Annotated in this window: 19 protein-coding genes; 8 read left to right on the plus strand and 11 right to left on the minus strand. The window is 66.4% G+C overall.

Translation table 11 applies throughout. The features are described 5' to 3' along the window. Nucleotides 1-2 precede the first annotated feature (2 nt). The 4 genes from EJB06_RS27445 (at nucleotide 3) to EJB06_RS27460 (ending at nucleotide 5,185) form a co-directional block, all read left to right on the plus strand. The gene (locus EJB06_RS27445; RefSeq protein ID WP_126077222.1) at nucleotides 3-1,319 is read left to right on the plus strand and encodes a sensor histidine kinase; all 1,317 of its coding nucleotides are present in this window, start codon (nucleotides 3-5) and stop codon (nucleotides 1,317-1,319) included. 47 nt (nucleotides 1,320-1,366) lie between these two features. Further along, complete coding sequence (locus tag EJB06_RS27450) at nucleotides 1,367-2,140, plus strand: spermine/spermidine synthase domain-containing protein (protein WP_126077223.1); 774 nt, start codon at nucleotides 1,367-1,369, stop codon at nucleotides 2,138-2,140. Nucleotides 2,141-2,384: 244 nt separating this feature from the next. Continuing rightward, nucleotides 2,385-4,865 (plus strand): TonB-dependent receptor plug domain-containing protein, encoded by a 2,481-nt coding sequence (locus EJB06_RS27455; RefSeq protein ID WP_126077224.1) that lies wholly within the window; start codon nucleotides 2,385-2,387, stop codon nucleotides 4,863-4,865. Between the two features lie 53 nt (nucleotides 4,866-4,918). Next, a complete protein-coding gene (locus EJB06_RS27460) occupies nucleotides 4,919-5,185 on the plus strand; it encodes a type II toxin-antitoxin system RelE/ParE family toxin (protein ID WP_126077225.1) in 267 nt (88 codons plus the stop codon). A 23-nt stretch (nucleotides 5,186-5,208) separates the two neighbouring features. Here EJB06_RS27460 and EJB06_RS27465 read toward each other — a convergent pair whose 3' ends face one another. The 11 genes from EJB06_RS27465 to EJB06_RS27515 form a co-directional block, all read right to left on the minus strand. Further along, entirely contained in the window at nucleotides 5,209-6,087 is an 879-nt protein-coding gene (locus EJB06_RS27465; protein ID WP_126077226.1) for a DUF817 domain-containing protein, read from the minus strand. 68 nt (nucleotides 6,088-6,155) lie between these two features. Then, entirely contained in the window at nucleotides 6,156-7,685 is a 1,530-nt protein-coding gene (locus EJB06_RS27470; RefSeq protein WP_126077227.1) for a hypothetical protein, read from the minus strand. Next, a complete protein-coding gene (locus tag EJB06_RS27475) occupies nucleotides 7,682-9,637 on the minus strand; it encodes a DUF4175 family protein (protein ID WP_126077228.1) in 1,956 nt (651 codons plus the stop codon). The genes EJB06_RS27470 and EJB06_RS27475 overlap by 4 nt, the downstream gene beginning before the upstream one ends. Further along, complete coding sequence (locus EJB06_RS27480; RefSeq protein WP_126077229.1) at nucleotides 9,621-10,604, minus strand: BatA domain-containing protein; 984 nt, start codon at nucleotides 10,602-10,604, stop codon at nucleotides 9,621-9,623. The genes EJB06_RS27475 and EJB06_RS27480 overlap by 17 nt, the downstream gene beginning before the upstream one ends. Continuing rightward, nucleotides 10,601-11,488 (minus strand): DUF58 domain-containing protein, encoded by an 888-nt coding sequence (locus tag EJB06_RS27485; protein ID WP_126077230.1) that lies wholly within the window; start codon nucleotides 11,486-11,488, stop codon nucleotides 10,601-10,603. Before EJB06_RS27485 ends, EJB06_RS27480 begins: the two co-directional genes overlap by 4 nt. A gap of 7 nt (nucleotides 11,489-11,495) precedes the next feature. Next, nucleotides 11,496-12,500 carry an AAA family ATPase gene (locus tag EJB06_RS27490; RefSeq protein WP_126077231.1) on the minus strand — a complete coding sequence of 335 codons (1,005 nt, stop codon included), beginning with the start codon at nucleotides 12,498-12,500 and terminating at the stop codon, nucleotides 11,496-11,498. Next, nucleotides 12,497-13,117, minus strand: a complete 621-nt coding sequence (locus tag EJB06_RS27495) for a DUF4159 domain-containing protein (RefSeq protein ID WP_198420931.1) — start codon at nucleotides 13,115-13,117, stop codon at nucleotides 12,497-12,499. The genes EJB06_RS27490 and EJB06_RS27495 overlap by 4 nt, the downstream gene beginning before the upstream one ends. Before the next feature lie 14 nt (nucleotides 13,118-13,131). Continuing rightward, nucleotides 13,132-14,469 (minus strand): TldD/PmbA family protein, encoded by a 1,338-nt coding sequence (locus EJB06_RS27500; protein WP_126077232.1) that lies wholly within the window; start codon nucleotides 14,467-14,469, stop codon nucleotides 13,132-13,134. Between the two features lie 14 nt (nucleotides 14,470-14,483). After that, complete coding sequence (locus tag EJB06_RS27505) at nucleotides 14,484-16,121, minus strand: TldD/PmbA family protein (RefSeq protein WP_126077233.1); 1,638 nt, start codon at nucleotides 16,119-16,121, stop codon at nucleotides 14,484-14,486. 118 nt (nucleotides 16,122-16,239) lie between these two features. Beyond that, entirely contained in the window at nucleotides 16,240-17,577 is a 1,338-nt protein-coding gene (locus tag EJB06_RS27510) for a TldD/PmbA family protein (RefSeq protein ID WP_126077234.1), read from the minus strand. A 14-nt stretch (nucleotides 17,578-17,591) separates the two neighbouring features. Next, nucleotides 17,592-19,229, minus strand: a complete 1,638-nt coding sequence (locus tag EJB06_RS27515) for a TldD/PmbA family protein (protein ID WP_126077235.1) — start codon at nucleotides 19,227-19,229, stop codon at nucleotides 17,592-17,594. 410 nt (nucleotides 19,230-19,639) lie between these two features. On the opposite strand from EJB06_RS27515, the gene EJB06_RS27520 reads away from it, so the two are divergent. The 4 genes from EJB06_RS27520 (at nucleotide 19,640) to EJB06_RS27535 (ending at nucleotide 25,740) form a co-directional block, all read left to right on the plus strand. After that, nucleotides 19,640-20,437, plus strand: a complete 798-nt coding sequence (locus EJB06_RS27520; protein ID WP_126077236.1) for a class I SAM-dependent methyltransferase — start codon at nucleotides 19,640-19,642, stop codon at nucleotides 20,435-20,437. 104 nt (nucleotides 20,438-20,541) lie between these two features. Further along, nucleotides 20,542-22,077: a S1C family serine protease gene (locus EJB06_RS27525; RefSeq protein WP_126077237.1), complete on the plus strand. Its 1,536-nt coding sequence runs from the start codon at nucleotides 20,542-20,544 to the stop codon at nucleotides 22,075-22,077. Nucleotides 22,078-22,227: 150 nt separating this feature from the next. Beyond that, nucleotides 22,228-24,561: a TonB-dependent receptor domain-containing protein gene (locus EJB06_RS27530; RefSeq protein WP_126077238.1), complete on the plus strand. Its 2,334-nt coding sequence runs from the start codon at nucleotides 22,228-22,230 to the stop codon at nucleotides 24,559-24,561. Nucleotides 24,562-24,591: 30 nt separating this feature from the next. Beyond that, nucleotides 24,592-25,740 carry a hemin-degrading factor gene (locus tag EJB06_RS27535; RefSeq protein WP_126077239.1) on the plus strand — a complete coding sequence of 383 codons (1,149 nt, stop codon included), beginning with the start codon at nucleotides 24,592-24,594 and terminating at the stop codon, nucleotides 25,738-25,740. Nucleotides 25,741-25,745 lie beyond the last annotated feature (5 nt).

Consider the following 25,745-nt stretch of genomic DNA (forward strand, 5'->3'; position numbering starts at 1 on the left):
CGATGCGCCTGTCCCTCGTCACGCGCTGGTCGGCACTGGTGGGCACCCTGCTCACGCTCGGCGTCCTCATCGCGCTCGGGCTGGACCGCCTGCTGCCGGGGCGCGTGCTGACGGTGCTGGCCGTCTCGCTGGCCTGCGTGGTGCCGATCGCGGTAATCACCATGCGCGCCCAGATCCGCCCCATCCTGTCCCTGTTCCGCGCGCTCGAAGGCACCGTCACCAGCTACAAGGATGGCGACTTTTCCTTCAGCCTGCACTGGCCGCAGAACGACGAACTGGCCGACCTGGTGGCGGCCCACAACGCGCTCGGGAACGTGCTGCGCGAACAGCGCCTGGCGCTGGTTCAGCGCGAACTGCTGCTCGATACCATGGTCCAGAACACGCCGGTGGCGATGCTGCTGGTGGGCGAGCTGGCGGGCAGCCCGGGGGCGATCGTCTACGCCAACCTGTCGGCGCGCCAGATGCTGGGCGAAGGCCGCAAGCTCGAAGGCCACCGCCTGTCCGAGATCCTGGGCACGGCCTCGCCGGCGCTGGTGGACGCGCTGGCGCGCGGCGGCGACGGCCTGTTTTCGGCCGGCGACGGCGAGGACGAAGAGGTCTACCACCTGGCGCGCCGCAGCTTCAGCCTGAACGGCCGCAAGCACGAACTGCTGCTGCTGCGCCAATTGACCCACGAACTGCGGCGCCAGGAAGTGCAGACCTGGAAAAAGGTCATCCGCGTGATCAGCCACGAACTGAATAACTCGCTCGCGCCCCTGACGTCGCTGGCGCATTCCGGCGCGGAGCTGGTGCGGCGCGGCCAGACCGAGCGCCTGCCGCAGATCCTGGAAACCATCGAAGAGCGCACGCGCCACCTGGAGAGCTTCATCCTCGGCTACGCGCGCTTCGCCAAGCTGCCTGCGCCGCGCATCGAAGCATGTCCGTGGCCCGGCTTTGTCGGCCAGCTGGCCTCGCAGGTGGCCGTGACGGTGGTCGGCGCGCTGCCGCCCGAAGCGGCCCGCTTCGACCCGGCCCAGATGGAACAGGCCTTGCTCAACCTGCTCAAGAACGCCCACGAATCTGGTTCGCCGGCCGCCGACGTGGCGCTGCAGGTGCGCCAGGCGCACGGCACCCTGCGCATCGAAGTGATGGACCGCGGCCAGGGCATGAACGACGCGGTGCTGACCAATGCGCTGGTACCCTTCTACTCCACCAAGCGCAGCGGCACCGGCCTGGGACTGGCGCTGGCGCGCGAAATCGCCGAGGCGCACGGCGGGCGCATCACGCTCGGCAACCGCGAGGGCGGCGGCCTGACGGTGACCCTGATCCTGCCGGCCTAAGTAAGTGCGGGTGGTAAGATCGCTGTTCCACTTTTTCTCCGCCAGCGATGCCAGACACCCCCACTTCCACCCGCTTCGACGCCCCCGGCCACCCGCCGGCCACCATCACCGAATTCAAAGGCGTGCGCTTCCTGCACCTGGGCACCTCGTGGGTGCAGGGCGCCATGCGCCTGGCCAAGCCGGACAACATCGAACTCGAATACGTGCAGATGATGATGATGTGGATGCTCTTCCTCGACCATCCGAAGCACATCGTGCAGCTGGGACTGGGCAGCGCGGCCCTGACCAAGTTTTCCTACCAGCGCTTCCCGCAGGCGCGCGTGACGGTGGCCGAACTCAATCCCAACGTGATCGACGTCTGCCACGCCCACTTCGGCCTGCCGCCCAACGACGCGCGCCTGGACGTGCGCCAGATGGACGCGCTGGACTTCGTGCTCGATCCGGCCAACCACGGCACGGTCGACGTGCTGCAGGTGGACCTGTACGACGAAGAGGCGCGCGGGCCGGTACTCGACTCGCCCGAGTTCTACCAGGCCTGCATGGATTGCCTGTCCGATGACGGCATCATGACCACCAATGTGTTCGGCGACTTTGCCAGCTACGACAAGAACCTGCAAAACATGGAGCTGGTGTTCGACGCGGTGGTGTGGCTACCCGAAGTGCATGACGCGAACATCGTCGTGGTGGCGTTCAAGCGCGCGCCGTCGATCGATTTTTCGGTGTTGTACGAACGTGCGGGGGCCATTAAAAAGAGCATGAACCTGCCGGCCAAGAACTGGGTGACAGGGCTGAAAGGCTGGATGCAGGACCACAGCGAATAAGCATATAGCGAGGGCGCATAAGTGCAGCGCGCGCGCGGGGTACGTAGTCGAGATTACATGCTTTTGTGAATACAAGCACGTCATTTTGCTACGGATTGCTGCCGTTGCACGCATTTACAACACTCTCATATGACTCGTTGCGCGTCGCAAAACTCGTCAGGTAGTATCGTTTTCACATTGGCTGGCCCCACGAGGGTGTGACCAGTCAATTCCCTAAAAATGAAAACGACAACGAGACATCTACATGACGAATACCCCAGGCAGCCCTCACCTTCAACGCACCTTGCTCGCATCGGCCCTCCTGCTCGCGCTGGGCAGCACCTACGCGCAACAGGGCGCAACAGCTCCCGCCGCACGCAGTGGCGAGGACACCCCCGCTTCCGTCGTGATCCTCGGTTCGCGCTCGACCGCCAAGACCTCGCTCGATACCGCCGCGCCGGTCGGCCTGATCAACATCAAGGACATGCAGACCGCCGGCCCGCTGGAACTGGGCAAGCTGCTGCAAACGCTGGACCCCTCGTTCAACTTCAGCTCGACCTTCATCAGCGACGGCACCGACATCATCCGTCCCGCCACCCTGCGCGGCCTCGGCCCCGACCAGCTGCTGGTGCTGGTGAACGGCAAACGGCGCCACCAGCAGGCGCTGGTCAATGTGCAGCAGACCATCGGACGCGGCTCGGCCGGTACCGACATCAACGCCATTCCGCTGTCGGCCATCCACCACATCGAAGTGCTGCGTGACGGCGCGGCCGCCCAATACGGCTCGGACGCGATCGCCGGCGTGATCAACATCGTGCTCAAGAAGCAGACCAACGAGACGCAGCTGAGCAGCAGCATCGGCACCACCTCCGAAGGCGACGGCGACCTGATTTCCGGCAGCGCCAACACCGGCTTCAAGCTGGGCGAACGCGGTTACCTGAACCTGTCGGTCGAAGGCCGCCGCCGCAACGAAACCAACCGCGCCGGTGTCGACTCCGAACGCGTCAACCCGCCGCGCGTGACCCAGCGCATCGGCGACAGCCTGGCCAAGGATGCCTACCTGTGGTGGAACGCCGGCCTGCCGATCGACGACGCCAGCGAGTTCTACGCCTTCGGCGGCATCTCCAAGCGCACCGGCGATTCGGCGGGATTTTTCCGCTCGCCGGGCGACGGCCGCACCGTGCCGGCCGTGTACCCGAACGGCTTCCTGCCGAACATCATCACCACCGTGAAGGACGCCTCGTTCGCCGTCGGCTACAAGCGCGACCTGGCCAACGAATGGAAGTTCGACGTGAGCGTGAACCACGGCCGCAGCGAACTCGGTTTCCACGAACGGAACTCGATCAACGTCAGCTACTGGTACGAACCGAAGCCGGGTGGCGGCATCTACGCCGAATCGCCGCTCGAAGCCGACACCGGCAAGCTGAAATTCAACCAGACCACCTTCAACGCCGACGTGCGCGGCCCGATCCAGTTCGGCGACCGCACCGTGCAACTGGCCACCGGCTTCGAATACCGCCGCGACAACTACGCGATCGAAGCGGGCGACCCGGTCTCGTACCAGTACGGCCGCACCAACAACCCGGCCATCAAGATCTTCGACCAGGTCGGCGGCATCGCGGCATCGGGCGCACAAGGCTTCCCGGGCTACACGCCGGGCACCGAAGTCGACCAGGGCCGCCACAACATCGCCCTGTATCTCGATGCGGAGCACAACATCAGCGAGAAACTGCTGGTTGCCGCCGCGATGCGCTTCGAAAAATACTCGGACTTCGGTAACACCACCACCGGCAAATTGAGCATGCGCTACGATCCGACCCGCATGTTCGGCATGCGCGGCAGCGTCTCGACGGGCTTCCGCGCACCGAGCGTGCAGCAGAAGTTCTACAGCTCCGTGTCGACCAACCTCAATTCGGCCGGCGTGCTGACCGAAACGCTGACCGCGCGCGAAGGCAGCGCCGTCACGCGCGCCTTCGGCATCTCGCCGCTCAAGGAAGAAACCTCGAAGAGCGCCAGCATCGGCATGATCCTGCGCCCGATGCCGAACTTCTCGGTCACCGCCGACCTGTACCGCATCGACATCGACGACCGCATCGTCTTCTCCAGTAACATCGCGCCGGAATCCGGCAACTGCGTGCCTGCCTCCAAGTGCCCGATCAAGGCGATCCTCGATCCGCTCAAGGTCGGCCAGGCGCAGTTCTTCACCAACGCGATCGACACCACCACGGACGGCCTGGACATCGTGGCCGAGCACACCACCAGGTGGACCGGCTCGACCCTGGTGCTGTCGGGTCAACTGGGCTTCAACAAGACCGAAGTCAAGGCGCGCAAATCGCAGTCGCCGGTGCTGACCGGCACCCAGCTGTTCGACGACGCGCAAGTGACGCTGATCGAACGCGGCCAGCCGCGCAAGAAGCACGTCATCGCGGCCGACTACACGACCGGCGCATGGAACGTGAACACCCGCGCCAACTACTACGGCGCGGTGCAGGGCCAGGGCTTTACCGCCCCGTTCATCCAGACCTGGGAAGCGAAGTGGCTGGTCGACATGTCGCTGCGCTATTCCTTCACCAAGAAGATCAGCGCCTCGTTCGGCGTGAACAACCTGTTCGACACCTACCCGACCGAATGGGACAAGACCAAGGCTGCACCGTTCCCGCAACTGGGCTTCACCCGCTGCTGGGAAACCTGCCCGATCGGCATCAACGGCCGCCAGATGTACGCCAAGGTTGACTGGGCTTTCTAAGCTGGCCCGAGCAATCCGACAAGGCCACGCCGGCGACGGCGTGGCCTTTTTTGATGGAACAGGCAGTGTCATCCCTGCCATCGGCTTGCGATGACGGACGTTCCAACGAAGAAGTCGAAGCAAGGTTCGCCGCCCGCCGCAGTTTTCGGAGGCAGACTGAGCTGGCAGCCTTTCCGCGCCTCGGACACGCCGGGAAAATTCGCGGTACGCTTGAACTCATCGTTCACGAAAGCTACCGTATCGTATATGAAATCAACGGTGAGACAATCGGGATTCTGGCCCTTGTGAACAGCTCGCGCCAATGGCCTCCCGCTTCGTGACCCGGGCGCGACTGGGTTAGCGCCTATGCCGGCACGTCGATCCGCGCCTTGATGTGCTTGAGGTTGACGATGATGGTGAACGTCATCACCACCAGCAAGGACCATGAACTCCACTTCCCCACATGCACCATCGACCACGCCCCGAGCTGGTTGGGGTACTTCCAGATGCCGAAGAAGGTGCTGAGGTTTTCGGCCAGCCAGATGAAAAACCCGATCAGCACGAAGGCCAGCAGCAGGGGCATGCGGCGCTCGACGTCGAGCGGACGCAAAATGACGGTCGAACGCGCATACAGCCCGAGCGCGCAGGCCGCCACGTACCAGCGATAGTCGCCGATGTAGTGGTGGGTGAAAAAGTTGATGTAGATGAGAAGCGCGATCGCCACGCCCATCCAGAACGGCGGATGGTGTTCCACGCGCAGGTCGAACAGGCGCCAGGCCTGGATGATGTAGCTGCCGACGGCGGCGTACATGAAGCCCGCAAACAGCGGCACGCCGCACAGCTTGGTGTAGGCAAAGTCCGGATACGACCATGACTGGATCGCGCCGGACACCTTGAACACTTCCAGCGCGAAGCCGATCACGTGGAACAGCGTGATCGCCTTGAGTTCATCGACAGTTTCGAGACCGGACCAGACCATCGCCCCCTGGATGGCGAGGGCGACGACGAGCAGCATGTCGTAGCGCGGAATGCCCCACAAGCCGGTACGCGGCAGCAGGAACACCGCCGCGAAAAACAGGCCAGCGAACAGGCAGGCGCGCGCTTCCTTGATGCCGAAGTAAAGAAATTCGGCTGCAAAGCGCGCCAGGCCGGTCAGCCCGGGGCGGGGATGAAACCCCAGCAGATGCGCATCGACCGCGCTCGGACGCAGGGAAAACAGGCGTGACAGGAGGCGGGCGGCCATGCGGACAGGACTCCAGGAAAAAAGGGTTGGGCAGGTTGAGCGGCATCATAACCGACGCCGGCCGGGACTCAGCGCCGCTCGCGCCACCACAGCAGCAGCATCGCCAGCGCGAACAGCAGCGCGAACGGCCAGGCCGGCAGCGGCGCGGTGCCGGCCGCCATGGCGGCCGGGGTGCGCGCGGCGTAGCGCGCCGTGGCCGCGCGCCGCTGCGCCTTTTGCCACAGGGGCCAGTCGGCCCTGTCGTACACGTACAGCTTGCCCGCGACCGGTTTTGCGCCGTCGGTCTGCATCGCCAGCCAGCCGGCCTTGCGCGGCCACACGGCCACGCAGGAAGCGTCGGCCTTGTCCGGGCGGCGCTGCCAGGCCAGCGTCTGCTTCAGTTCGGGGAAGGTGACCTTGCCCTGCACGCCGAGCGCGCACACTTCCACGCGGCGGCCGGGCAGCGGCATCTCTTGCGGGTCGAGCCAGGCCACGTCCTGCGCGCGCTCGATGCCGGCGCGGTCGAGCACACCCTGCCACCACAGCGCGAGCGCCTGCGGTTCGCTGATCGCATAGCGGTGCCAGTCGGCCACGCCAAGCCAGACGATGCGGCCCTTTTCCCATGAGCGGGTCCAGATCCGGTCGCCGGCCGCGCTCCACGGACCCGCAACCGCCGCCGGATTGAGCGGCGCCGACGCCAGCGCCAGCGGCGTGCCGGCAGGCCGGGCCTCGGCCTGTTCCTTCAATGGCAGCTGCACGGTGCGCGCCCAGGTCTGCTTGTCCTGGGCGTTGGCCGCCAGGATCACCAGCGGCGTACCGGCCGCCACCTGGGCCAGCAGCGCGGCGCGCGCGCCGTCGCCCAGGCGCTCGATGTGCGCCGCATCGGCCACCAGCAGATTGGGCTGCGTGGGCGCTGCGCGCGCGGTCTCGCTGCGGGTGACGGTTTTACCCAGCACCACCTGCCAGTCGAGCGCCGCATGGCTGTTCACCAGCAGTTCGTTGAGCGCGCGCGCATCGAACGATGGCGCGCCGAAGCGCCCCACCACCTGCAGCGGCACCGGCGCCGTGACGGAAAACGGCACCGGGCCATGCGCCATCACCTTGCCGCTGGCGTCGAGCATGCGCGCGCTGAGCACCAGCGTTTCGGCCACCGGCGGCAGCCACTGCACCGTCAGCGCCGCGCCCTCGCCTGCCACGTCGGCAATCACCTGCCTGTTCTCGGCCAGCAGTTGCAGGCGCCAGCTCGCTGCCTGGCTGCGGCGCACGGTCAGCGCGAACATGCGCCCCAGCGTCAGCTCGCGCGGAAAATCCAGGTGCAGCACTTCGCTGGCGGGCGTCTCCCAGAGCAAGGGCCGCGCCGGCAGGTCGTGCCACTGCGCGGCCGGCAGGCCGTCGCCGGTCAGCTTCACGGCGGCCGCCTCGTTCAGGTCGATCGCCTCGGCCTCGGAATCGATCGACAAGGTGCCGCCCACGCCCGCCGGCAGCCTGAAGTCGCCGACGATCACGCCCAGCGCGGCGGCAGCGACCAGGATCAAGGCGGCGTCGATCCACTGGCGCCGCCACAGGTAGACCGCGGCGCTGCCGATGCCTATCAGGAAAATCAGGCCGGCTGCGATCATCGGGGTGCTCCATTGCGCAGCGCGCGGGTGAAGGGGGTTTGCGGGACGGCCCTGGCCTGCAACAGCACCGGCGCGCCGCTGATGGCGCCGCGCAGCCAGGCGCGCAGCACCGGGCGGCATGCGGCGCAGCCGTCGGCCACGTCCTGCACGGCGCGCTGCGCTTCGAGGCGCTGTTCGTCGTTGGCGATGCGCTCGCGAATCCACTCGTGCGCGCCACGGCTCCACAGGGCGGGCAAGGCGCCATCGCCATCGAGCGCTTCGATCAGGCGCCGCACCTCGTCGGGCACCGGCATGGCGGCAGTGGCCTGCTCGCGGCGGTAGCCTTTGGCGCCGACAACGTCGCCGGTCATGCGGATTTCCTCCTTGAGCGGCGGCGGCACGAAGGCGGTCTTGTGCAGGTAGATGCGGTCGGCCTGCTGCAACTGCTTGATCGCGTCGAGCGCCTTGTACTCGGGCGGCAGCGCGGTTTTGGGCGCGATGGCGCGCAGGGCCTTTTCGGCATCCCACATCGCGCTCAGGGCGCGCCGCAGGATCTTCTTGGTCGACTCGTCGAACAGGGTGGCGTTTTCGGCCTGGTCGTGCGCGTGGCCGAATTCGGCAACCACGTCGTGCTTCTCATCGTCGTCGTGATGTTCCTCGCCGCCGAACAGGGTCGATTCTTCGCCGAGGAACTGGCCGTAGCGGCGCCGCAGCTGCGCCTGGTCGTCGGCGATCGATTCGCTGCGCGCGCGCAGCGTGGCCTGGTTCATGCCCGGCGCGGCCTTCAGGTCGGCCAGCAGCTGCTCGGTGTCGATGATGATCTGGCGCTGGCTGCGCAGGTTCTCGGGCTTGACCAGCATCGGCTGCGCGGACGATTCGTCGCTCTCTTCCACCGGTCCGGGCAGGCGCAGGGTGTAGGTGGGCGAGACGGTGGTGTGCGCACGTTCGGCGTTGTCGGTCGCGCGCACGAAGAAATACAGCTCGTCGCCCGGCTCCATGCCCAGTTCCGCCAGCGTCCACTGCTTGTGCCAGTTGCGCGTGCGCGGGTCGCTCGACTCGGGCAGCGGCAGTTCGCGGTCGCTGAAGCGGATATTCTCGCCGCTGCCGCGCGCCAGGGTCAGGTGCAGGGTGGCGCGCCGCACCTGGTAGTCGTCGCGCACCGCCAGCGCAATGGCGGCGTTGGCGGCATCGCGCGCGAGCGTGTGGATCATTTCGCGCGGCGCGGACATGGTCACTTCGGGCGCCTGGTCGGCAATCACGCGCAGCTTGTAGCGCGCTCCGCGCCAGCGCCAGAACACCGATTCGGTCGCGGTCCAGCGCGCGCACTCGCGGCCGATCCTGAGCGACTGGCCGTCGCTCAGTTCGACCGGCGTATCGACCGGCTGCGGCGCGCGCAGGCACCATTCGACGACGCTGTGTTCCGGCACCTGCAATTCGCGCGGCGCGCCCTCGGACCTGGCTACTCCCGTATATCCGGGCGGCGTCACGCGCACGGTGATCTCGCTGGTCTGCTTCGCGATCAGGGCCTTGACCTCGTGCGGCGCGGGGGGCAGGGCGTCTGCCAGCCGCCATGCGAACAAGGCCAGCGCCGCGCACACGCTCAAGGCCAGCCAGCGCGCATCGAGGCGCACGCGCTCCCTGGCAATCGCCGCCAGCACGTCGTCGGTAAGCGCGGTGGCGAGGCGCGCCAGCAGGCGGCGCCGCTGGAGCTGGCCGATGGCACTGGTGGCGCCGGCCAGCAGCGCGCTGCTGTCTTCCAGCGCGGGCACGGCGGCGTCGGTCCAGCCGCTCCAGTCGCGCTCGACGCGCGCGCGCAGGCGGCGGCAATCCCATACCGCCCAGGCGCTCCACGCCGCGACGCCGGGGAGCGACAGCAACAGTACCCATGGCAGGATCGCCGCGATCCACAGCGGCGCGCGCCGGCGCGTGGCGGCGAACTGCAGGCGGCCGCAGATGTCAGCGTCGGCTTGCATGGGCCAGTATCCGTTCCACTGCAAACAGGCCAAGCAGCACCAGCGTGAGCAGGTAACGCAGGGCGCCGCTGGACTGCGCCGGCGTGGCACTCGCCGTGGCAGCGAGCACCTGCGATGGCATGGTGTACGCCACCGGCGCGTAATGCAGGCGCTGCCAGGTTTCGAACAGGCGGCGCGCGGCATCCGGTCCGGCGGGCGGCCACGCGCTGGCGGTCCACACGCGGCCGCGCGCGCCGCCGGCGTAGCGCATGCCGTCGACCTGCGCCGCCTTGTGCAGTTGCGCAAAGGCGGTGGTGTCGCCAGCCCACCAGAGCGGCGCGCGCAGATCCGCAGGCGGCGCTTGCGGCACATCCCAGATCACCAGTTCGGCCGCGCCTTGCGGCGCTTCGTCGACCTTGTAGCGGCGCGGGCCGTCGAGGGCGGCGAACATGGCGCGCCATTGCGCCGCGCGTTTGCTGACGACGACCACGCGCTGTTCGGTTTGCGCAAATGCCGGCGCCTTGCTGCGCACCTCGATCCGGTGGCGCGACCGTGGCGGCGCAGCCGGCATCGGCACGTTCCCCAGCACCAGCAGGCGCGAACCGGAGCGCCACTCGCGGTCGTGGCGCGCCAGCCAGGCAAAGGGATCGTCGGCCGGCACCGCGATCCAGCTGGCGTCGTAAAAACCGGCCTGCCTGATCTGGCGTTCGGCCCATTCGCTGTCGGTACCGGCGGGTATCAGCACCGCGTCGCGCCGCCATGGCAGCACCAGGTCGGCCAGCCAGGCCAGGACGGCGACGATCAGCAGGCAGCGCGCGAGCAGCAGCAGGCGTTCGGTCCAGCGCCACACACGCAGTTGCTGCGGATCGGCGCGCGGCAGGAAGCGCGCGGTGGCCAGCGGCTCCTGGCGCATGCGCTGGCGCCGCTGGCGGTGCCACAGCACCGGCAACGCCAGCAGGGCCAGTCCGAGCCACCAGAGTGAAATCATGCGCGCGCACCCCGGCGCAGCCATGCGCGCAGCACGGCGGGCAATGGCTCTTCGATGCAGGCGGCCAGCAGGGCAATATCGTTGTGGCGGCATTGCGCCGTCATGCGCTCGACGTGTTCGTCGCGGTTCTTGCGATACACGCCGACCGTCCCGGCAGCGAAGCGGAACACGCCGTCGGCGTTTTCGGGATCGCGCCAGATGGTGTCGGGCGCGAAGCTGGCGTCGCACTCGGCGCGCGTCTGCAGGCACAGGAGGCGCACGTCGTGGCGCATGCGGCGCAGGCGCAACAGGGCTTCGGCCTGGCTGGAAGGCCAGTCGAGAAAATCGCTGGCGGCGAACACCAGGCTGGGCGAGCGCACGAAGGGCATGCTGGCGCGCAGGGTCTCGCCATCCGGCAGCGTGCCGCCGGCCTCGATCCGCTGCAATTGCGCCAACACGCGCTGCATCTGGCGCGGTCCGCGCGCGGCGGGGGTGAACTGCACGCGCTCGCCGCTGCAGATGACCAGGCCGAAGGCGTCGCCCTGGCGCTGGGCGATGGCGGCGATGCAGGCCAGGACGGTGCGCGCATACCAGAGTTTGTCCAGTCCCGACACGCCGCTGCGGCTTGGCTCGGCCATCGACGCGGTGGCATCGAGCCAGAGCCAGACCGCCACGTGGCTGTCGCGCTCCGCCTCGCGCACGTAGTAACGGTCGGCGCGCGCCAGCAGCTTCCAGTCGATGCGGCGCCACTCGTCGCCGGGCGCGTAGGCGCGGTATTCGGAAAATTCGACGCCGGCGCCGCGCTCGCGGCCCGCATGGATGCCGTGACCGAGCCCCGCCAGCACGTGGCGGATGATCAGGTTCAGGTCATTGGTATGCGCGAGCAGCGCCGGCGTCGACAGCATGCGATGGCTAATCCTTGTCGGCGCGGATCTCGGCACGCAGGGCGAGCAGGATGTCGGCAATCGCCACGCCGTCGGCTTCGGCCTCGAAGTTGCGCAGCACGCGATGCGCCAGCACCGGCAGCAGCATGGCGCCGATGTCGTCGCGCGTCACCGCCAGGCGATTGTGCATCAGCGCGCGCGCCTTGGCCGCCAGCACCAGCGCCTGGCCGGCGCGCGGTCCGGCGCCCCAGCCGACATGTTTGCCGACGGCGGCGACGTGCGTCTCCTGCGGGCGGGTCGCGCGCACCAGGCGCGTGGCGTAGCGCAGCAGGTGTTCGCCGATGTCGATATCGCGCACCAGCGTTTGCAGGCGCAGCAGGCTGTCCACATCCATCGCCTGCGGCGCATCGGGCAGGCCCGCGTGGGTGGTGCGCGAGACCATCGTCATCTCTTCCTCTTCGGTCGGGTAGCCGACGTCGATGCGCAGCAAGAAGCGGTCGAGCTGCGCTTCCGGCAGCGGGTAGGTGCCGGCCTGCTCGATCGGGTTCTGGGTGGCCAGCACGAAGAACGGCTTTTGCAGGGTGTGGGTGACGCCGGCAAAGGTCACCGCGCGCTCCTGCATCGCTTCGAGCAGCGCCGACTGGGTCTTGGGCGGCGCGCGGTTGATTTCGTCGGCCAGCAGCACCTGCGTGAACACGGGACCGGGCTGGAAGCGGAAGATGCGCTGGCGCGTGGCCTGGTTTTCTTCGAGGATTTCGGTGCCGATGATATCCGACGGCATCAGGTCGGGCGTGAACTGCACGCGCTGGAATTTCAGGTCGGTGGCCTGCGCCAGCGACTTGACCAGCAAGGTCTTGCCCAGTCCCGGCACGCCCTCGACCAGCGCGTGGCCGCCGGCCAGCAGGCAGATGATCAGCGACTCGATCACATTGTCCTGGCCGACGATCACGCTCGACATGCTCGCCTTGAGCGCGCCGATCTTTGCCGTCAGGTCGGCGATGTCTTTTTCTTCCCAGGCTACTGGCACTGTCATGCTCCCAAAGCGTACTGAATGATATTGACCGCGAAGCGGGTGTTGTCGACCACCAGCCAGCGCTTGTTGCGGAAGTCGTAGTCCCACTCGCAGCCGTAGTCCTTGTTCGAATACAGCACCCGCACGCGCCCGTTGATTTCGATGGCCTTCAGGTAGTCGTGCACCAGGTCGTCGCCCCAGCCATTGAGCTCGTTGCCGGTGTTGGGCGGGCCGTCGAACTGGAAGAAGCTCGAATACACCGGGTGGTTGTTGGGGATCTTCCTGAGCGCCCTGGGGCCGAAGATGCGCGCCATTTCGGCCTCGAAGGACTTGGCGAACAGGCCGTCGATGTCGTGGTTGCAGTCGTCGACGAACACAAAGCCGCCGCCGCGCACGTAGCGCTCGAAGTTCTTGCGCTCGGCCGGCGTGAACTGCACCAGCTTGTGCCCGGCCAGGTAGCAGAAGGGCGACTCCAGCATCTTTGCGTCGGCCAGCGCAATCACGCGTTCCACCGGATCGACGCGCAGGGTGGTGTACTCCACCAGCGAATTGAGTACGTTGCTGGGCATGCGGATATCCACGTCCCAGTCGCCCGACTCGTACATCAGGCGCGTGAAGTAGAAGTCGTAGCTGCGCATGGCGCGGTCCCGCCCTAGACCGCGTCCGACAGCGACGTGAAGTTGAAGTCGCGGATTTTCATCGGCGGAATGACCATCTGGAAGTTGGCGCCGTCGCCGCCCAGGATCTGCGGCTTGCCCAGTTCATCGAGGTTGTTGAGCATCGACACCGGGCTTTCGTTGAAGCGGAAGTTCTTCACCGGATGCTTGATCTTGCCGTTTTCGACGTAGAAGGTGCCGTCGCGCGTAAGGCCCGTGAGCAGCAGCGATTGCGGATCGACGTCGCGGATGTACCAGGTGCGGGTAACGACGATGCCCTTCCTGGTCGACGCGATCAGTTCGTCGAGCGATCTGGAGCCGCCCGACATGATCATGTTGCCGTGACGGCCGCGCGCCTTCATCTTCTGCTTGTTGGCCCAGAACAGCGAGTAATCGAGCGAGACGATCTTGCCGTTTCTGATGATGTCGGTGCGTTCGCGCGGCAGCATCGATTCGGTGTCCCATGGGCGCACCGGCACGTCCTTGTCCCACGGGTCGGCCCACACATTGACCTGTTCGTCGAAGAGCTTTTCGCCGAGGCGGTTGCCGCCGCCCTTTTTGGAGAGGAAGCTGCGGCCTTCGTCGGCGCGGCGCGCATCGAAGGAGCCGAACATGCGCCCGACCAGGTCCGAGGTGGCGGCCGGCTCCAGGATCACCGTGTAGCGGCCCGGCTCCAGCGCCTTGGCGTCGACCGAACGCAGCGCCTTTTCGATGGCCACGCTGGACGCTTCGCGCGCGTCGAAACGGCGCACGTCGTTGGCCGAGCGGGTCACCCAGCCGGAGCCGCGCCCGTCTTCGGTGCGCGCGGTGCAGGTGAAGCTGACGTTGGTGAATTCGTGGTGGCCGAACACGCCGTTGGAGTTGGCGATGGTCTCGAAGCCCGTGTTATCGACAAAGAAGCCGGCCGTCACCAGCTTGTTCTTGCGCCCCGCGAGGATGCTGTGCGAGGCTACGTCGGCGCGGAACTCCGGGTCGATGGCGGCGGTCTCGCGCGCAAAGGCGTTGGAGGGCTTGTATTCCTGCTTGCCGATGGCTGCCATGAATTCGGGATTTTCGGGCGCCAGGCGGGCCAGGTCTTCGGCGCGGCGCACGGCTTTTTCGAGCGACTTGTCGTCGAACTCATTGATCGAGGCGGTGCCCTGGCGCTTGCCGAAGGCGACGCTCACGGTCAGCTGCATGTTCTCGTTCAGGCCCGCGGTCGACACGCTGTTCTGCGCGTAGCGGATATTGCCGCTACGGGTGCCGTTGATCGCCACGCGGCATTCGTCGGCCCTGGAAAATCCGAGCACGCGGTCGCAGATGCGTTTTGCTTCTTCCTGGTTCAACTGTTTCATGCTGCGAATTCTCCTTAGCCGATCTTGCGGGCGGTGTTGATGACGTTGATGCCGTTGAAACGCGTGGTAGCAGATCCGTGCGACACCGCGCTGACCTGGCTGGGCTGCCCTTTGCCGTCGAAGAAGGAGCCGCCCATGCGCCAGTCGCGCGCGTCGCAGATGGCGCTGCACGCGTTCCAGAATTCCTGGGTGTTGGACTGGTAGGCCACGTCTTCCAGGGGGCCGGCGATCTTGCCGTTCCTGATCTCGAAGTACAGCTGGCCGCCGAACTGGAAGTTGTAGCGCTGCTGGTCGATCGAGTAAGAGCCGCGCCCGAGGATGTAGATGCCCTTCTTGACGTCCTTGACCATCTCGTCGGGGGTCAGGGCTTCCTTGCCGGCGGCGAGCGAAATGTTCGGCATGCGCTGGAATTGCACGCTGTTCCAGCTGTCGGCGTACGAGCAGCCGTGCGACTCCTTTTCGCCGATGAGGTGGGCCTGGTCGCGCGTGGCCTGGTAGTTGACCAGGATGCCGTCCTTGATGATGTCCCAGCGCTTGGCGGGCACGCCTTCATCGTCGTAGGCGACGGCGCCGAGCGAACCCGGTTCGTTCTTGTCGGCGATGAAGTTGACCCTGTCGGCGCCGAACTTGAATTTCTTGGTCTTCCACTTATCGAGGGTGGCGAAGCTGGTGCCGGCGTAATTGGCTTCGTAGCCGAGTACCCGGTCCAGCTCCGTCGGGTGGCCGACCGACTCGTGGATGGTCAGGAACAGGTGTTCGGGCGAGAGCACCAGGTCGTACTTGCCCGGTTCGACCGTCTTGGCGGAGAGTTTTTCGCGCGCCTGGCGGCCGGCCGCGCGCGCGTCCTCCACGATATCGTAGGACTTGGTGTAGAGCGTGGCGACGCCGCCGGCGGCCTTGATCTTGTCGGCCGGGCGCGCGTCGAAGTATTCGTAACCCATGCCGGCCGGCGCGGCCAGGCTGTCGCGCGTGCGGAACTTGTTGCTGGCCTTGTCGACGGCGGTGGCGGTCAGCGGCGCCCACAGGCGGTGGATGTCCTGGTCGATGTAGGAACCGTCGGTGGAGGCGAAGTACTTTTGCTGGTTGACCTGGAACAGGGTCGAGGTCATGAAGCTGGCGCCGGCGTCCAGGCCCGCCTTGTTGGCGGCGATCAGCATCTCGGCCTTGTCCTTGATCGGGACCGTGCGCCAGTCGCGGGTGAACGGCGTGGCCCACGCCACTTCGCCGACGCCCTTGACCGGCGCCATTTGCAGCGGCTCGCCTTGCAGCTTGCTGTTGGCGCGGGCAATCGCCACGGCCTGGCGCGCGGCGGCGGCGATGCTGTCCGGGGACATGTCGTTGGTGGAGGCGAAGCCGTAGGCGCCGTTGGCGATCACGCGCACCCCCACGCCGGACGACTCGGTGTTGACGATGTTCTCCACGCTCAGGTCGCGCGTGGTGATGAACTGGTTCAGGTAGCGGCCGATGCGCACGTCGCAGTAGCTGGCGCCGGCCCTGGTGGCGGCGTTCATCGCGGCGTCGGCCAGGGACTTCTTGAAGGCGATGGCGACCGGGTTCATTAATTCTTCGGCCGCGATGGCGTTACCGAAGACGGGCACCAGGATGGCGCCGGCGGCGCCGCTGCCGATTTTGAGGAAGGTACGTCGTTCCACTATTTGCTCCTGCTTGCGCTCCGTCGTTCCCGCGAAGGCGGGAACCCAATTTGCACGCGGCCCGGTGGACGCGGCACGTACTTGGGTTCCCGCCTTCGCGGGAACGACGTGGTAATGTTTACACTGCGTCCGACAAGGACGTAAAGTTGAAGTCCCTGACCTTCATCGGCGGAATCAGCATCGAATACGGCACCTCGTCGCCCGCGATCACCTGCGGCTTGCCGATCGCCTCGATATTGTTCAGCATGGTCACCGGGCTTTCGTTAAAACGGAAGTTCTTGATCGGATGCTTGATCTTGCCGTTCTCGATGTAGAACGTGCCGTCGCGCGTCAGGCCGGTCAGCAGTACCGACTGCGGGTCCACTTCGCGGATATACCAGGTGCGCGTGACCAGCACGCCGCGCTTGGTGCCTGCGATCAGCTCCGCCGTGGTTTTGCCGGTCCCGCCCATGATCATATTGCCTGGCGCGCCAATGGCGCGCACGCCTTTCTTGTTGGCCCAGAACAGCGAATAATCGAGCGCCGATACCTTGCCGTCCTTGATCAGGTTCATGCGCTCGCGCGCCAGCATGGTGCCCGCGTCCCACGGCATCACCGGCACATCCTTGTCCCACGGGTCGGACCAGATATTGACCTGGGCGTCGAACAGCTTGTCGCCCAGGCGCGTGCCGCCGCCCTTCTTCGACAGGAAGCTGCGGCCCTCGTCGGCCTGGCGCGCGTCGAAGCCGCCCAGCATGAAGCCGATCAGGTCGGAAGTGGCGGCCGGCTCCAGGATCACCGTGTAGCGGCCCGGTTCGAGCGCCTTGGCGTCGACCGAGCGCAGGGCCTTTTCGATGGCCACGTCGGACGCTTCGCGCGCATCGAAACGCGCCACGTCGGTGGCCGAACGCTTGACCCAGCCCGAGCCGCGTCCGTCTTCGGTGCGCACGGTGCAGGTGAAGTCGACGTTGGTCTCTTCCTGGTGCCCGAACACGCCGTTCGAATTGGCGATGGTCTGGAAGCTGTGGCTGTCGGTGAAGAAGCCGGCGCATACCAGCTTGTTCTTGCGGCTCGCCTCGATGCTGTAGGCCGCCGTCTGCGCGCGAAACTCCGGATCGACGGCGGCGGTGGCGCGGCTGAAGGTCTCCGAGGCCTTGAACGCCTGCTTCGACACGGCCGGCATGAACTCCGGGTTTTCCGGCGCCAGGCGCGCCAGGTCCTCGGCGCGGCGCACGACTTTTTCGAGCGACTTGTCGTCGAATTCGTTGATGGTGGCGGTGCCCTGGCGCTTGCCGAAGGCCACCTGCACCACCAGGTCGGCGTTGTCCACCAGGCCGGCGGTGGAGACGTTATTGCGCGCGTAGCGGATGTTCCCGGTGCGTCCGCCGGAAACGCGCACCGTGCATTCGTCGGCTTTTGTCAGCGCCATCACGCGGTCGGCGATACGCTTGCTTTCTTCTTGAGTCAGAATCTTCATGTGCGGTCCCTGGCTTAGCCGATCTTGCGTGCGGTGTTGATGACGTTGATGCCATTGAAGCGCGCGGTACTCGACCCGTGCGACACGGTGCTGACCTGGCTCGGCTGGCCCTTGCCGTCGAAGAAGGAGCCGCCCATGCGCCAATCGCGCTCGTCGCAGATGGCGCTGCAGGCGTTCCAGAATTCCTGGGTGTTCGACTGGTAGGCCACGTCTTCGAGCGGCGCGCCGATCTTGCCGTTGTTGATCTCGTAGAACAGCTGGCCGCCGAACTGGAAGTTGTAGCGCTGCTGGTCGATCGAGAACGAACCCGCGCCGACGATGTAGATGCCCTTCTTGACGTCCTTGACCATCTGGTCCGGGGTCAGCCTGGCCTTGCCCGCTTCCAGCGAGATGTTGGGCATGCGCTGGAACTGCACGCTGCTCCAGCTGTCCGCGTACGAACAGCCGTGCGACTCCTTCTCGCCGATGATGTGGGCCTGGTCGCGCGTGGCCTGGTAGTTGACCAGGATGCCGTCCTTGATGATGTCCCAGCGCTTGCCCGGCACCCCTTCATCGTCGTAGCCGACCGCGCCCAGCGAACCTGGCGCGGTCTTGTCGGCCACGATGTTCACGCGTTCGGAGCCGTACTTGAATTTTTTGGTTTCCCACTTGTCCAGCGTGGCGAAGCTGGTGCCGGCGTAATTGGCTTCGTAGCCCAGCACGCGATCGAGTTCGGTCGGATGGCCCACCGATTCGTGGATGGTCAGGTACAGGTGCTCCGGCGAGAGCACCAGGTCGTATTTGCCCGGCGCGACCGACTTGGCGGTCAGCTTTTCCTTGGCCTGGCGCCCGCAGGCGCGCGCGTCTTCGATCAGGTCGTAGGAATTCTTGTACAGGGTGCAGACGCCGCCGGCGGCCTTGATCTTGTCCTCGGAACGCGCGTCCAGGTATTCGTAGCCCATGCCGACCGGCGTGGACAAGCCCTGGCGCGAGCGGAACTTGTTGGTGGCCTTGTCGACGGCGGTGGCGAACACCGGCATCCACATGCGGTGCACGTCCTGGTCGATGTAGGAACCGTCGGTGGAAGCGAAGTATTTTTGCTGGTTCACCTGGAACATCAGCGACTGCATGAAGCTCGCGCCGCCGTCCATGCCGGCCTTGTTGGCGGCGATCAGCAGCTCGGCTTTTTCCTTGATGGGAACCGTGCGCCAGTCCTTCCTGATCGGGGTGGTCCAGGCCACTTCGCCCACGCCCTTGACGGGCGCCAGGCGCACCGGTTCGGATTGCAGCCTGGCGTTGGCCTTGGCGATGGCGACCGCCTGGCGCGCGGCGCCGGCCACCGCGTCGGGCGACATGTCGGAGGTGGCGGCAAAGCCGTAGGCGCCGTTGCACAGCACCCGCACGCCGACGCCTGCGGATTCGGTATTGGTCACGCTTTCGACGTTCAGGTCGCGCGTGGTGATGAACTGGTTCAGGTAGCGGCCGATGCGCACGTCGCAGTAGCTGGCGCCGGCGCCGGTGGCGGCATTGAGGGCCACGTCGGCCAGGGTCTTCTTGAACTTTGCTGCGAGGGGATTGAGTAATTCTTCAGCGGCGATGGCGTTGCCGAAGACCGGCACCAGCATCGTGCCCAGTGCGAGCCCGCTGATATTGAGAAAAGCACGTCGTTCCATAGTATCTCCTGACAATCACCACCAAGGTAAACGTCCCGCTTGACCGTGCGAGCGCTCTTTATTTTTCTACTCATCGGACCATGCCGATCGCTGGCCTGGACCAAAAATCAACAAGAACCTTACCAGCAAAATGGCGAAAAGAATACGCAAAACTTGTGCCACTTGCTAAGTGCTTGATTCGCGATTGCGCGAGTGTCCGGCGGACGCTGTCCGCAGTGTCCGCAGCACTGTCCGCCCCCTGTAACGGACAGTATGTACAGGAGCCTGTCCCGGTGTATCGGGGCAAGCGGATGGGGATGACTGGCTCCATCAAATTCGGCTTGACCTGCAAGCGTGCATACTCGATCATCGCGCTAGTTGGCGATATCACATCGCTCCCCGCAGTACTTACCGATACCGGAGACGAGAACATGAAACGATTGATCCTGGCCGCGATGCTGGCCGCTGGCATGAGCGGCGCAGCCCACGCCGATGACGCCCTCAAGGCAGCCATCGCCAACAGCGAGCGCGCGAGCGCCAACGTCGCCCGCGACGGCGCCCGTCATCCTTACGAAACGCTGACCTTCTTCGGCATCAAGCCGACCATGACGGTGGTCGAGCTGTCGCCGGGCGGCGGCTGGTACACCGAAATCCTGGCGCCCTACCTGCGCGAGAAGGGCAAGCTGATCGCCGCCGGCGAATCGCCGACCTCGGCCCGCGAAGGCGCGCGCAAGTACGCCGCCAACCTGACCAAGAAGCTCGAGTCGAAGCCGGCCATGTTCGACAAGGTGCAGCGCGGCGTGTTCGAAGTGCCGACCACCTACGACTTCGCCAAGCCGGGAACGGCCGACCTGGTGGTCACCTTCCGCAACATCCATAACTGGACCGGCAATGGCGACGAGAAGGTCAAGGAGATCTTCAGGAAGGTCCACGAGAGCCTGAAACCGGGCGGCGTGTTCGGCGTGGTCGAACACCGCGCGCCGGCCGGCAAGGAGCCGAAGGCCGACAGCGGCTACGTGCAGGAAGCCTACGTCATCAAGATGGCCGAAAGCGCCGGCTTCAAGCTGGCCGGCAAATCGGAAGTGAACGCCAATCCGAAGGACAAGGCGGACCACAACAAGGGCGTCTGGGCGCTGCCGCCGGTCCTGGCCAACAAGGACGTCGACCGCGAGAAGTACCTGGCGATCGGCGAGAGCGACCGCATGACGCTCAAGTTCGTGAAGCAGTGATCGCCTCTCCCGCAAAGGCGGGAGCGGCGAGAGGGCTGGGACGGCGCCAGGAGCGCGTGTATGATGAACGCTCGCCGTCCCCTCTCCCAGACAGAAATTACCCCATGAACATATCGCGTATCGTCGCCGCCGCCCTTGCCACGGCGAGCCTGCTGGCCCACGCCGCACAGGACGTCACCAGCGGCTCGACCCCGGCCGCGCCGGTGGCCGCCATTCCCGCCAACCTGGAAAATTCGGTCGTCAAGGTGTTCGCCACGCTGCGCCGCCCCGACCCGTACAAGCCATGGACCAAGGCCTCGCCGGTCGAGGTGACCGGTTCCGGCGTGGTCATCGACGGCAAGCGCATCCTCACCAACGCCCACGTGGTCGGCTACGCCAGCCAGGTCCAGGTGCAGGCCAGCCAGGCCGGCGGCAAGGTCTCGGCCACGGTGGTGGCGGTCGCGCGCGGGATCGACCTGGCCATCCTCAAGCTCGACGACGAATCGTTCTTCGACACCCACGCGCCGGTCTCGCGCGCCAGCGTGCTGCCGGACGTGCGCGACCAGGTCTTCGCCTACGGCTACCCGACCGGCGGCACCTCGCTCTCGATCACCAAGGGCATCGTCTCGCGCATCGAATTCGCCAACTACAGCATGGGCACCACCGGCCTGCGCATCCAGATCGACGCCGCCATCAACCCCGGCAACAGCGGCGGCCCGGCCATCGCCAACGACAAGATGGTGGGCCTGGCCTTCGGCGGCGCCGCCAACACGCAGAACATCGGCTACATCATCCCCAACGAAGAAGTCGACCTGTTCCTGCGCGATGTCGCCGACGGCAAATACGACGGCAAGCCATCGCTCGCCGACGAAGTGCAGACGCTGGAAAACCCGGTCCTGCGCGAATTCCTCAAACTCGACAAATCGGTCGCCGGCGCCGTGGTGCAGCGCCCCAACCAGAACGATGCCGCCTATCCGCTCAAGGAATGGGACGTGATCACCCACATCGGCGATTCGCCGATCGACAACCAGGGCATGGTCAAGCTGGGCACCAACCTGCGCGTGCGCTTCCAGTACCGCGTACAGCAGGTGACCAGGGATGGCGCGGTGCCGCTGACCATCGTCCGCGCCGGCAAAAGCATGAACGTCAAGGTGCCGGCCGTGGGCGGGCGCAAGCTGCTCATTCCGGACCTGAACAACGGCTACCCGTCCTACTTCATCTACGGCCCGATCGTGTTCTCGCGCGCCAGCACCGACTTCCTGGCCTTCCTCAACTCCAACGTCAACGTGATGGCGGCGGCCAGCTACATCGCCAGCCCGCTGGTGACGCGCCGTGGCGATCCGCCGACGCCGGAGCGCCAGGAACTGGTGGTGGTCAGCTCGCCCTTCTTCCCGCATAAGTCGGTGACCGGCTATTCCAACCGTTTCGGCTCGGTGATCCATTCGCTGAACAAGGTCCCGGTGCGCAGCCTGGCCCACATGGTGCAGCTGCTGCGCGACTCGAAGGACGAACTGATCGTGATCCACTTCGACCAGCGCGGCGGCGAAACCATGGTCGTGCGGCGCAAGGACATGGTCGACGCCACCGAAAGTATCTTGTCCGACAACGGCATCCGCCTGCAAGGCTCCCAGGACATGATGGACGTCTGGAACCGCAAGTAAGCAGGCAGCCGCACACCGCCCCGGCGGGGATACATTGCAAATGATAATGATTCTTGTTATCATTTGACACCCGCCAGCAAGTGTTCCTTCCCGACGCCCCCGCGTCGCCAGGTCCGAGAGCCAGCCTGAACCTCTCCGACCCGGACCACCATGACCACATCGACCCCGATGCCGGCACGCGCGCTTGCGCGCCGGCCTGCCGCCGCACCATCGCGCCGCCTGCTCAACACAACCCTCAACGCCGCCATGCTGGCGATCCTTGGCGCCGGCGCGGCGCAGGCGCAAGGCCCGCGCGAGCCGCAGCAGTTGTCCGGCATCGTCGTCACGCCGCTGCGCGACAAGGCAGCCGACGCCCTGCAAGGCAGCGTGGCCGTCATCTCCGCCGAGGAACTGGCGCGCCGCAACGCGGGCGACATGAGCGCCATCGCGCGCTACGAACCGCTGGTGGCGGTGCCGGCCGCTTTCAGCGGCAGCGGCAGCGTGTGGGATGGCGCCGGCAATACCGGCTTTAACATTCGCGGCGTGGAAGGCAACCGGGTCAGCCTCGACATCGACGGCATCGCCCTGCCCGACGCCGCCCCCAAGCCGGACGGCACCGCCATGAACACCTTCGGCATCGGCCGCGATTATTTTGACCCCGCCATGTTCCGCGAAGTGCGGATCGGCTCCGGCACCGGCCCGGCGGCGGCAGGCACGCCGGGGCTGGCCGGCAGCGTCGCCTTTGTCACCAAGTCCCCTTCCGACTACCTGAGCGACGACAAGCGCAGTTACCTGGCGTATGCGCTCGGCTACAGCGCCGCCAACAAGAGCCGCTCGCACAGCCTGACCGGCGCCGCCCGCATGGGCACCCTCGATGCGCTGGCCGTGGCCGTGCACCGCAGCGGCAAGGAGCTTGAGAACAAGGGCAGCGTGGCGGAAAATCCGGACGACTGGGATTCCAACGCGGTGCTGGCCAAGTTCCAGTGGACGCCCGTACAGGGCCAGCGCATCGGCCTGACCCTGGACGGCTACGAACGCGATAACGCGCGCAGCTACGTCAACAAGACCGGCGGCCTGTATCCGAACGGCGTGCTGCAGGATTCGCACACCAAGCGCACCCGGGTCAGCCTGGAGCACCGCATGACGGGCGCCGCCAACGGCATCTTCGACACGCTGGAGAGCCGCCTGTACGTGCAGGACGCCAGCGTGGACGACCGCACCCGCGCGCGCTACATTACCGGCAACCAGCCCTACCTGCGCAATATCGATACCGGCTACTTCAACAAGAGCGTTGGCGCGGCGGCCGACGCCACCCTCAAGCTGGGCGACGCGCTCAGCCTGGCCTACGGCGCCTCCTGGGAGCAGACCGAGACGCGCCGCCCATGGCTGGAAGACCGCACCGTCATCGCCACCGGCGCGCACCAGTTCACCATGAAGAACCGCATGGCCGACATGGACAGCGACAAGGCCGGCGCCTACCTGCGCGGCGAAGCCGGCTTCGCGCTGGGCGGCTACAAGGCCACGCTCACGCCCGGCCTGCGCTTTGAATACCGCAAGCTCACGCCGAAAAACCTGGCCGCCTACGCGGTCGCCGTGCCCTCGGCGGCCGCCGAAATCAGGACCGAGAGCGACGCCTACGCCACCCCGAGCCTGAACCTGTCGGTCGCGCTGCGCGACGACCTGTCGGTGTATGCCAGGATCAATCGCGGCGCGCGCCTGCCGACGGCGGCCGAACGCACCGGCACCTACGACTCCTTCAGCTACACCGGATCGGGCGTCGGCTACGCGGTGCTGGGCAATCCGAACCTGAAAAAGGAAACCAGCCAGGCCTTCGAAGCGGGCCTGAAAAGCAGCCCGGCCAAGGGCATGCAGCTGAGCGCCTCGGTATTCCGCACCGAATACAAGAACTTCATCGACTACGTGGCGCAGGCGCCGGACCCGGTGAACTACCCGACCATCACGCGCGGCCTGTACCGGCCCGAGAACAACGGCAGCGCGCGCACCTGGGGCGGCGAAGCCTCGCTGCGCGCGGAACTGGGCACATGGGCGCCGGCGCTGGCCGGCTTGAGCGTCCAGGCGGCGGCCGGCGTCTCGCACGGCAAGGCGCGCGACAGCAGCACCGGCAAGCAAGGCGAACTGGCTTCCACCTTGCCGCGCAAGGCCAGCGCCACGTTTGCGTATGATGCGCCGAGCGACGCCTACGGCGTGTCGCTGAGCGCCGTCGCCACGGCCGGCAAGCAGCCGGCGTCGGACACCATCGGCGACACCAGCGTAAAGCGCTTGCGCATTGCCGGCGCCACCGTGCTGGACCTGGCCGCCTGGTGGAACATCGGCAAGAACGTCAAACTCAATGTCGGCATCTACAACCTGGGCGACAAGCGCTATTGGGACTATGCGACCTCGCGCTCGCTGGCTGCCGGCGTCGACGCCGCCACCCTGGCCGACATCGAACGCCAGACGCGCCCCGGCCGCAATGCGGCGGCCATGCTGACGTTCCAGTATTAACTCATTTTCACACCCACCACGGAGACTTTCATGAAACGCTTACGCACCCTTCCGCTGGCTATTGCCGGCGCCCTGCTCGTGCTGGCCGGCCACGCCGGCGCGGCCACCCTGGCCGAGCGCTGGAGCGCGCTGCGCGCCGAACAGCCCAAGGTGATGATCCGCGATGCCGCGCGCACGCTCGGCGTCTCCGAAGCCGACCTGCTGGCGACAAGCATCGGCAGCACCGTCACGCGCCTGCGCAGCGACGGCAACGACCCGCGCGAAATCATGCGCCGCGCGCTCGACCTGGGCACCGTGCTGGCGCTGACGCGCAACGAGAACGGCGTGCTCGAACGCACCGGCGTGGCCACCAAGGTCAAGCCGCAGCCGGAGGACGATAAGGAGGTCAAGGACGAAGAACGCGAAGCGCGCCTGCGCAACATCGCCGGCGGCTACCTCGGTGGCGAGATCGACCTGCGCTTCACGTTCTCGAAATGGAAATACGCCTTCGCGGTAGCGCAGCCGGGCGCCGACGGCGCGGTCAAGCGCAGCCTGCAATTCTTCGACGAGAACGGCGCCGCGATCCACAAGATCTATCCGAAAGACGCGGCCGGCGTGGCGGTGTTCGACAAGCTGGTGGCCGACTTCCGCCACCCCGACCAGCAGGCAGCGCTGAAGGTGGCCGCGCGCGCGCCGAAAGCGGCCGAACTGGCCGACAGCAAGGTCGACGTGAAGGAATTCCAGCAAGCCTGGAACGAGATGAGCGACGTGCACCAGTTCAACCGCCTGCTGACCGAATTCAAGATCACGCGCGAACAGGCGATGCGCCTGGCGCCGGCCGGCATGGTGCAGCGACTCAAGCCGGAAGCGGTGCGCACCCTGCTCGACGAAGCGGCCAGGCAGCAGCTGCCGATCATGTCATTCCTCGGCAACGGCGCCGTGATCCAGATCTTCAGCGGCAAGATCGCCAAGACGGCGCCGAGCGCGGGCTGGTACAACGTGCTCGATCCGGCCTTTAACCTGCACCTGCGCGACAGCGCCTTCAAGAGCGGCTGGGTGGTCCGGCGCGCGGGGGTGACCTCGGTCGAGTTCTACGACAACGAAGGCGAACAGGTGGTGAGCTTTTTCGGCGTGCGCGAACGCGGCCAACCGCAGCCGAAAAGCTGGGTCGACCTGACCGCCGCGCTGCCGAAGGGCTAAGCGAG

The sequence above is a fragment of the Massilia atriviolacea genome (assembly GCF_003953935.1).
Classification (GTDB): domain Bacteria; phylum Pseudomonadota; class Gammaproteobacteria; order Burkholderiales; family Burkholderiaceae_D; genus Telluria_A; species Telluria_A atriviolacea.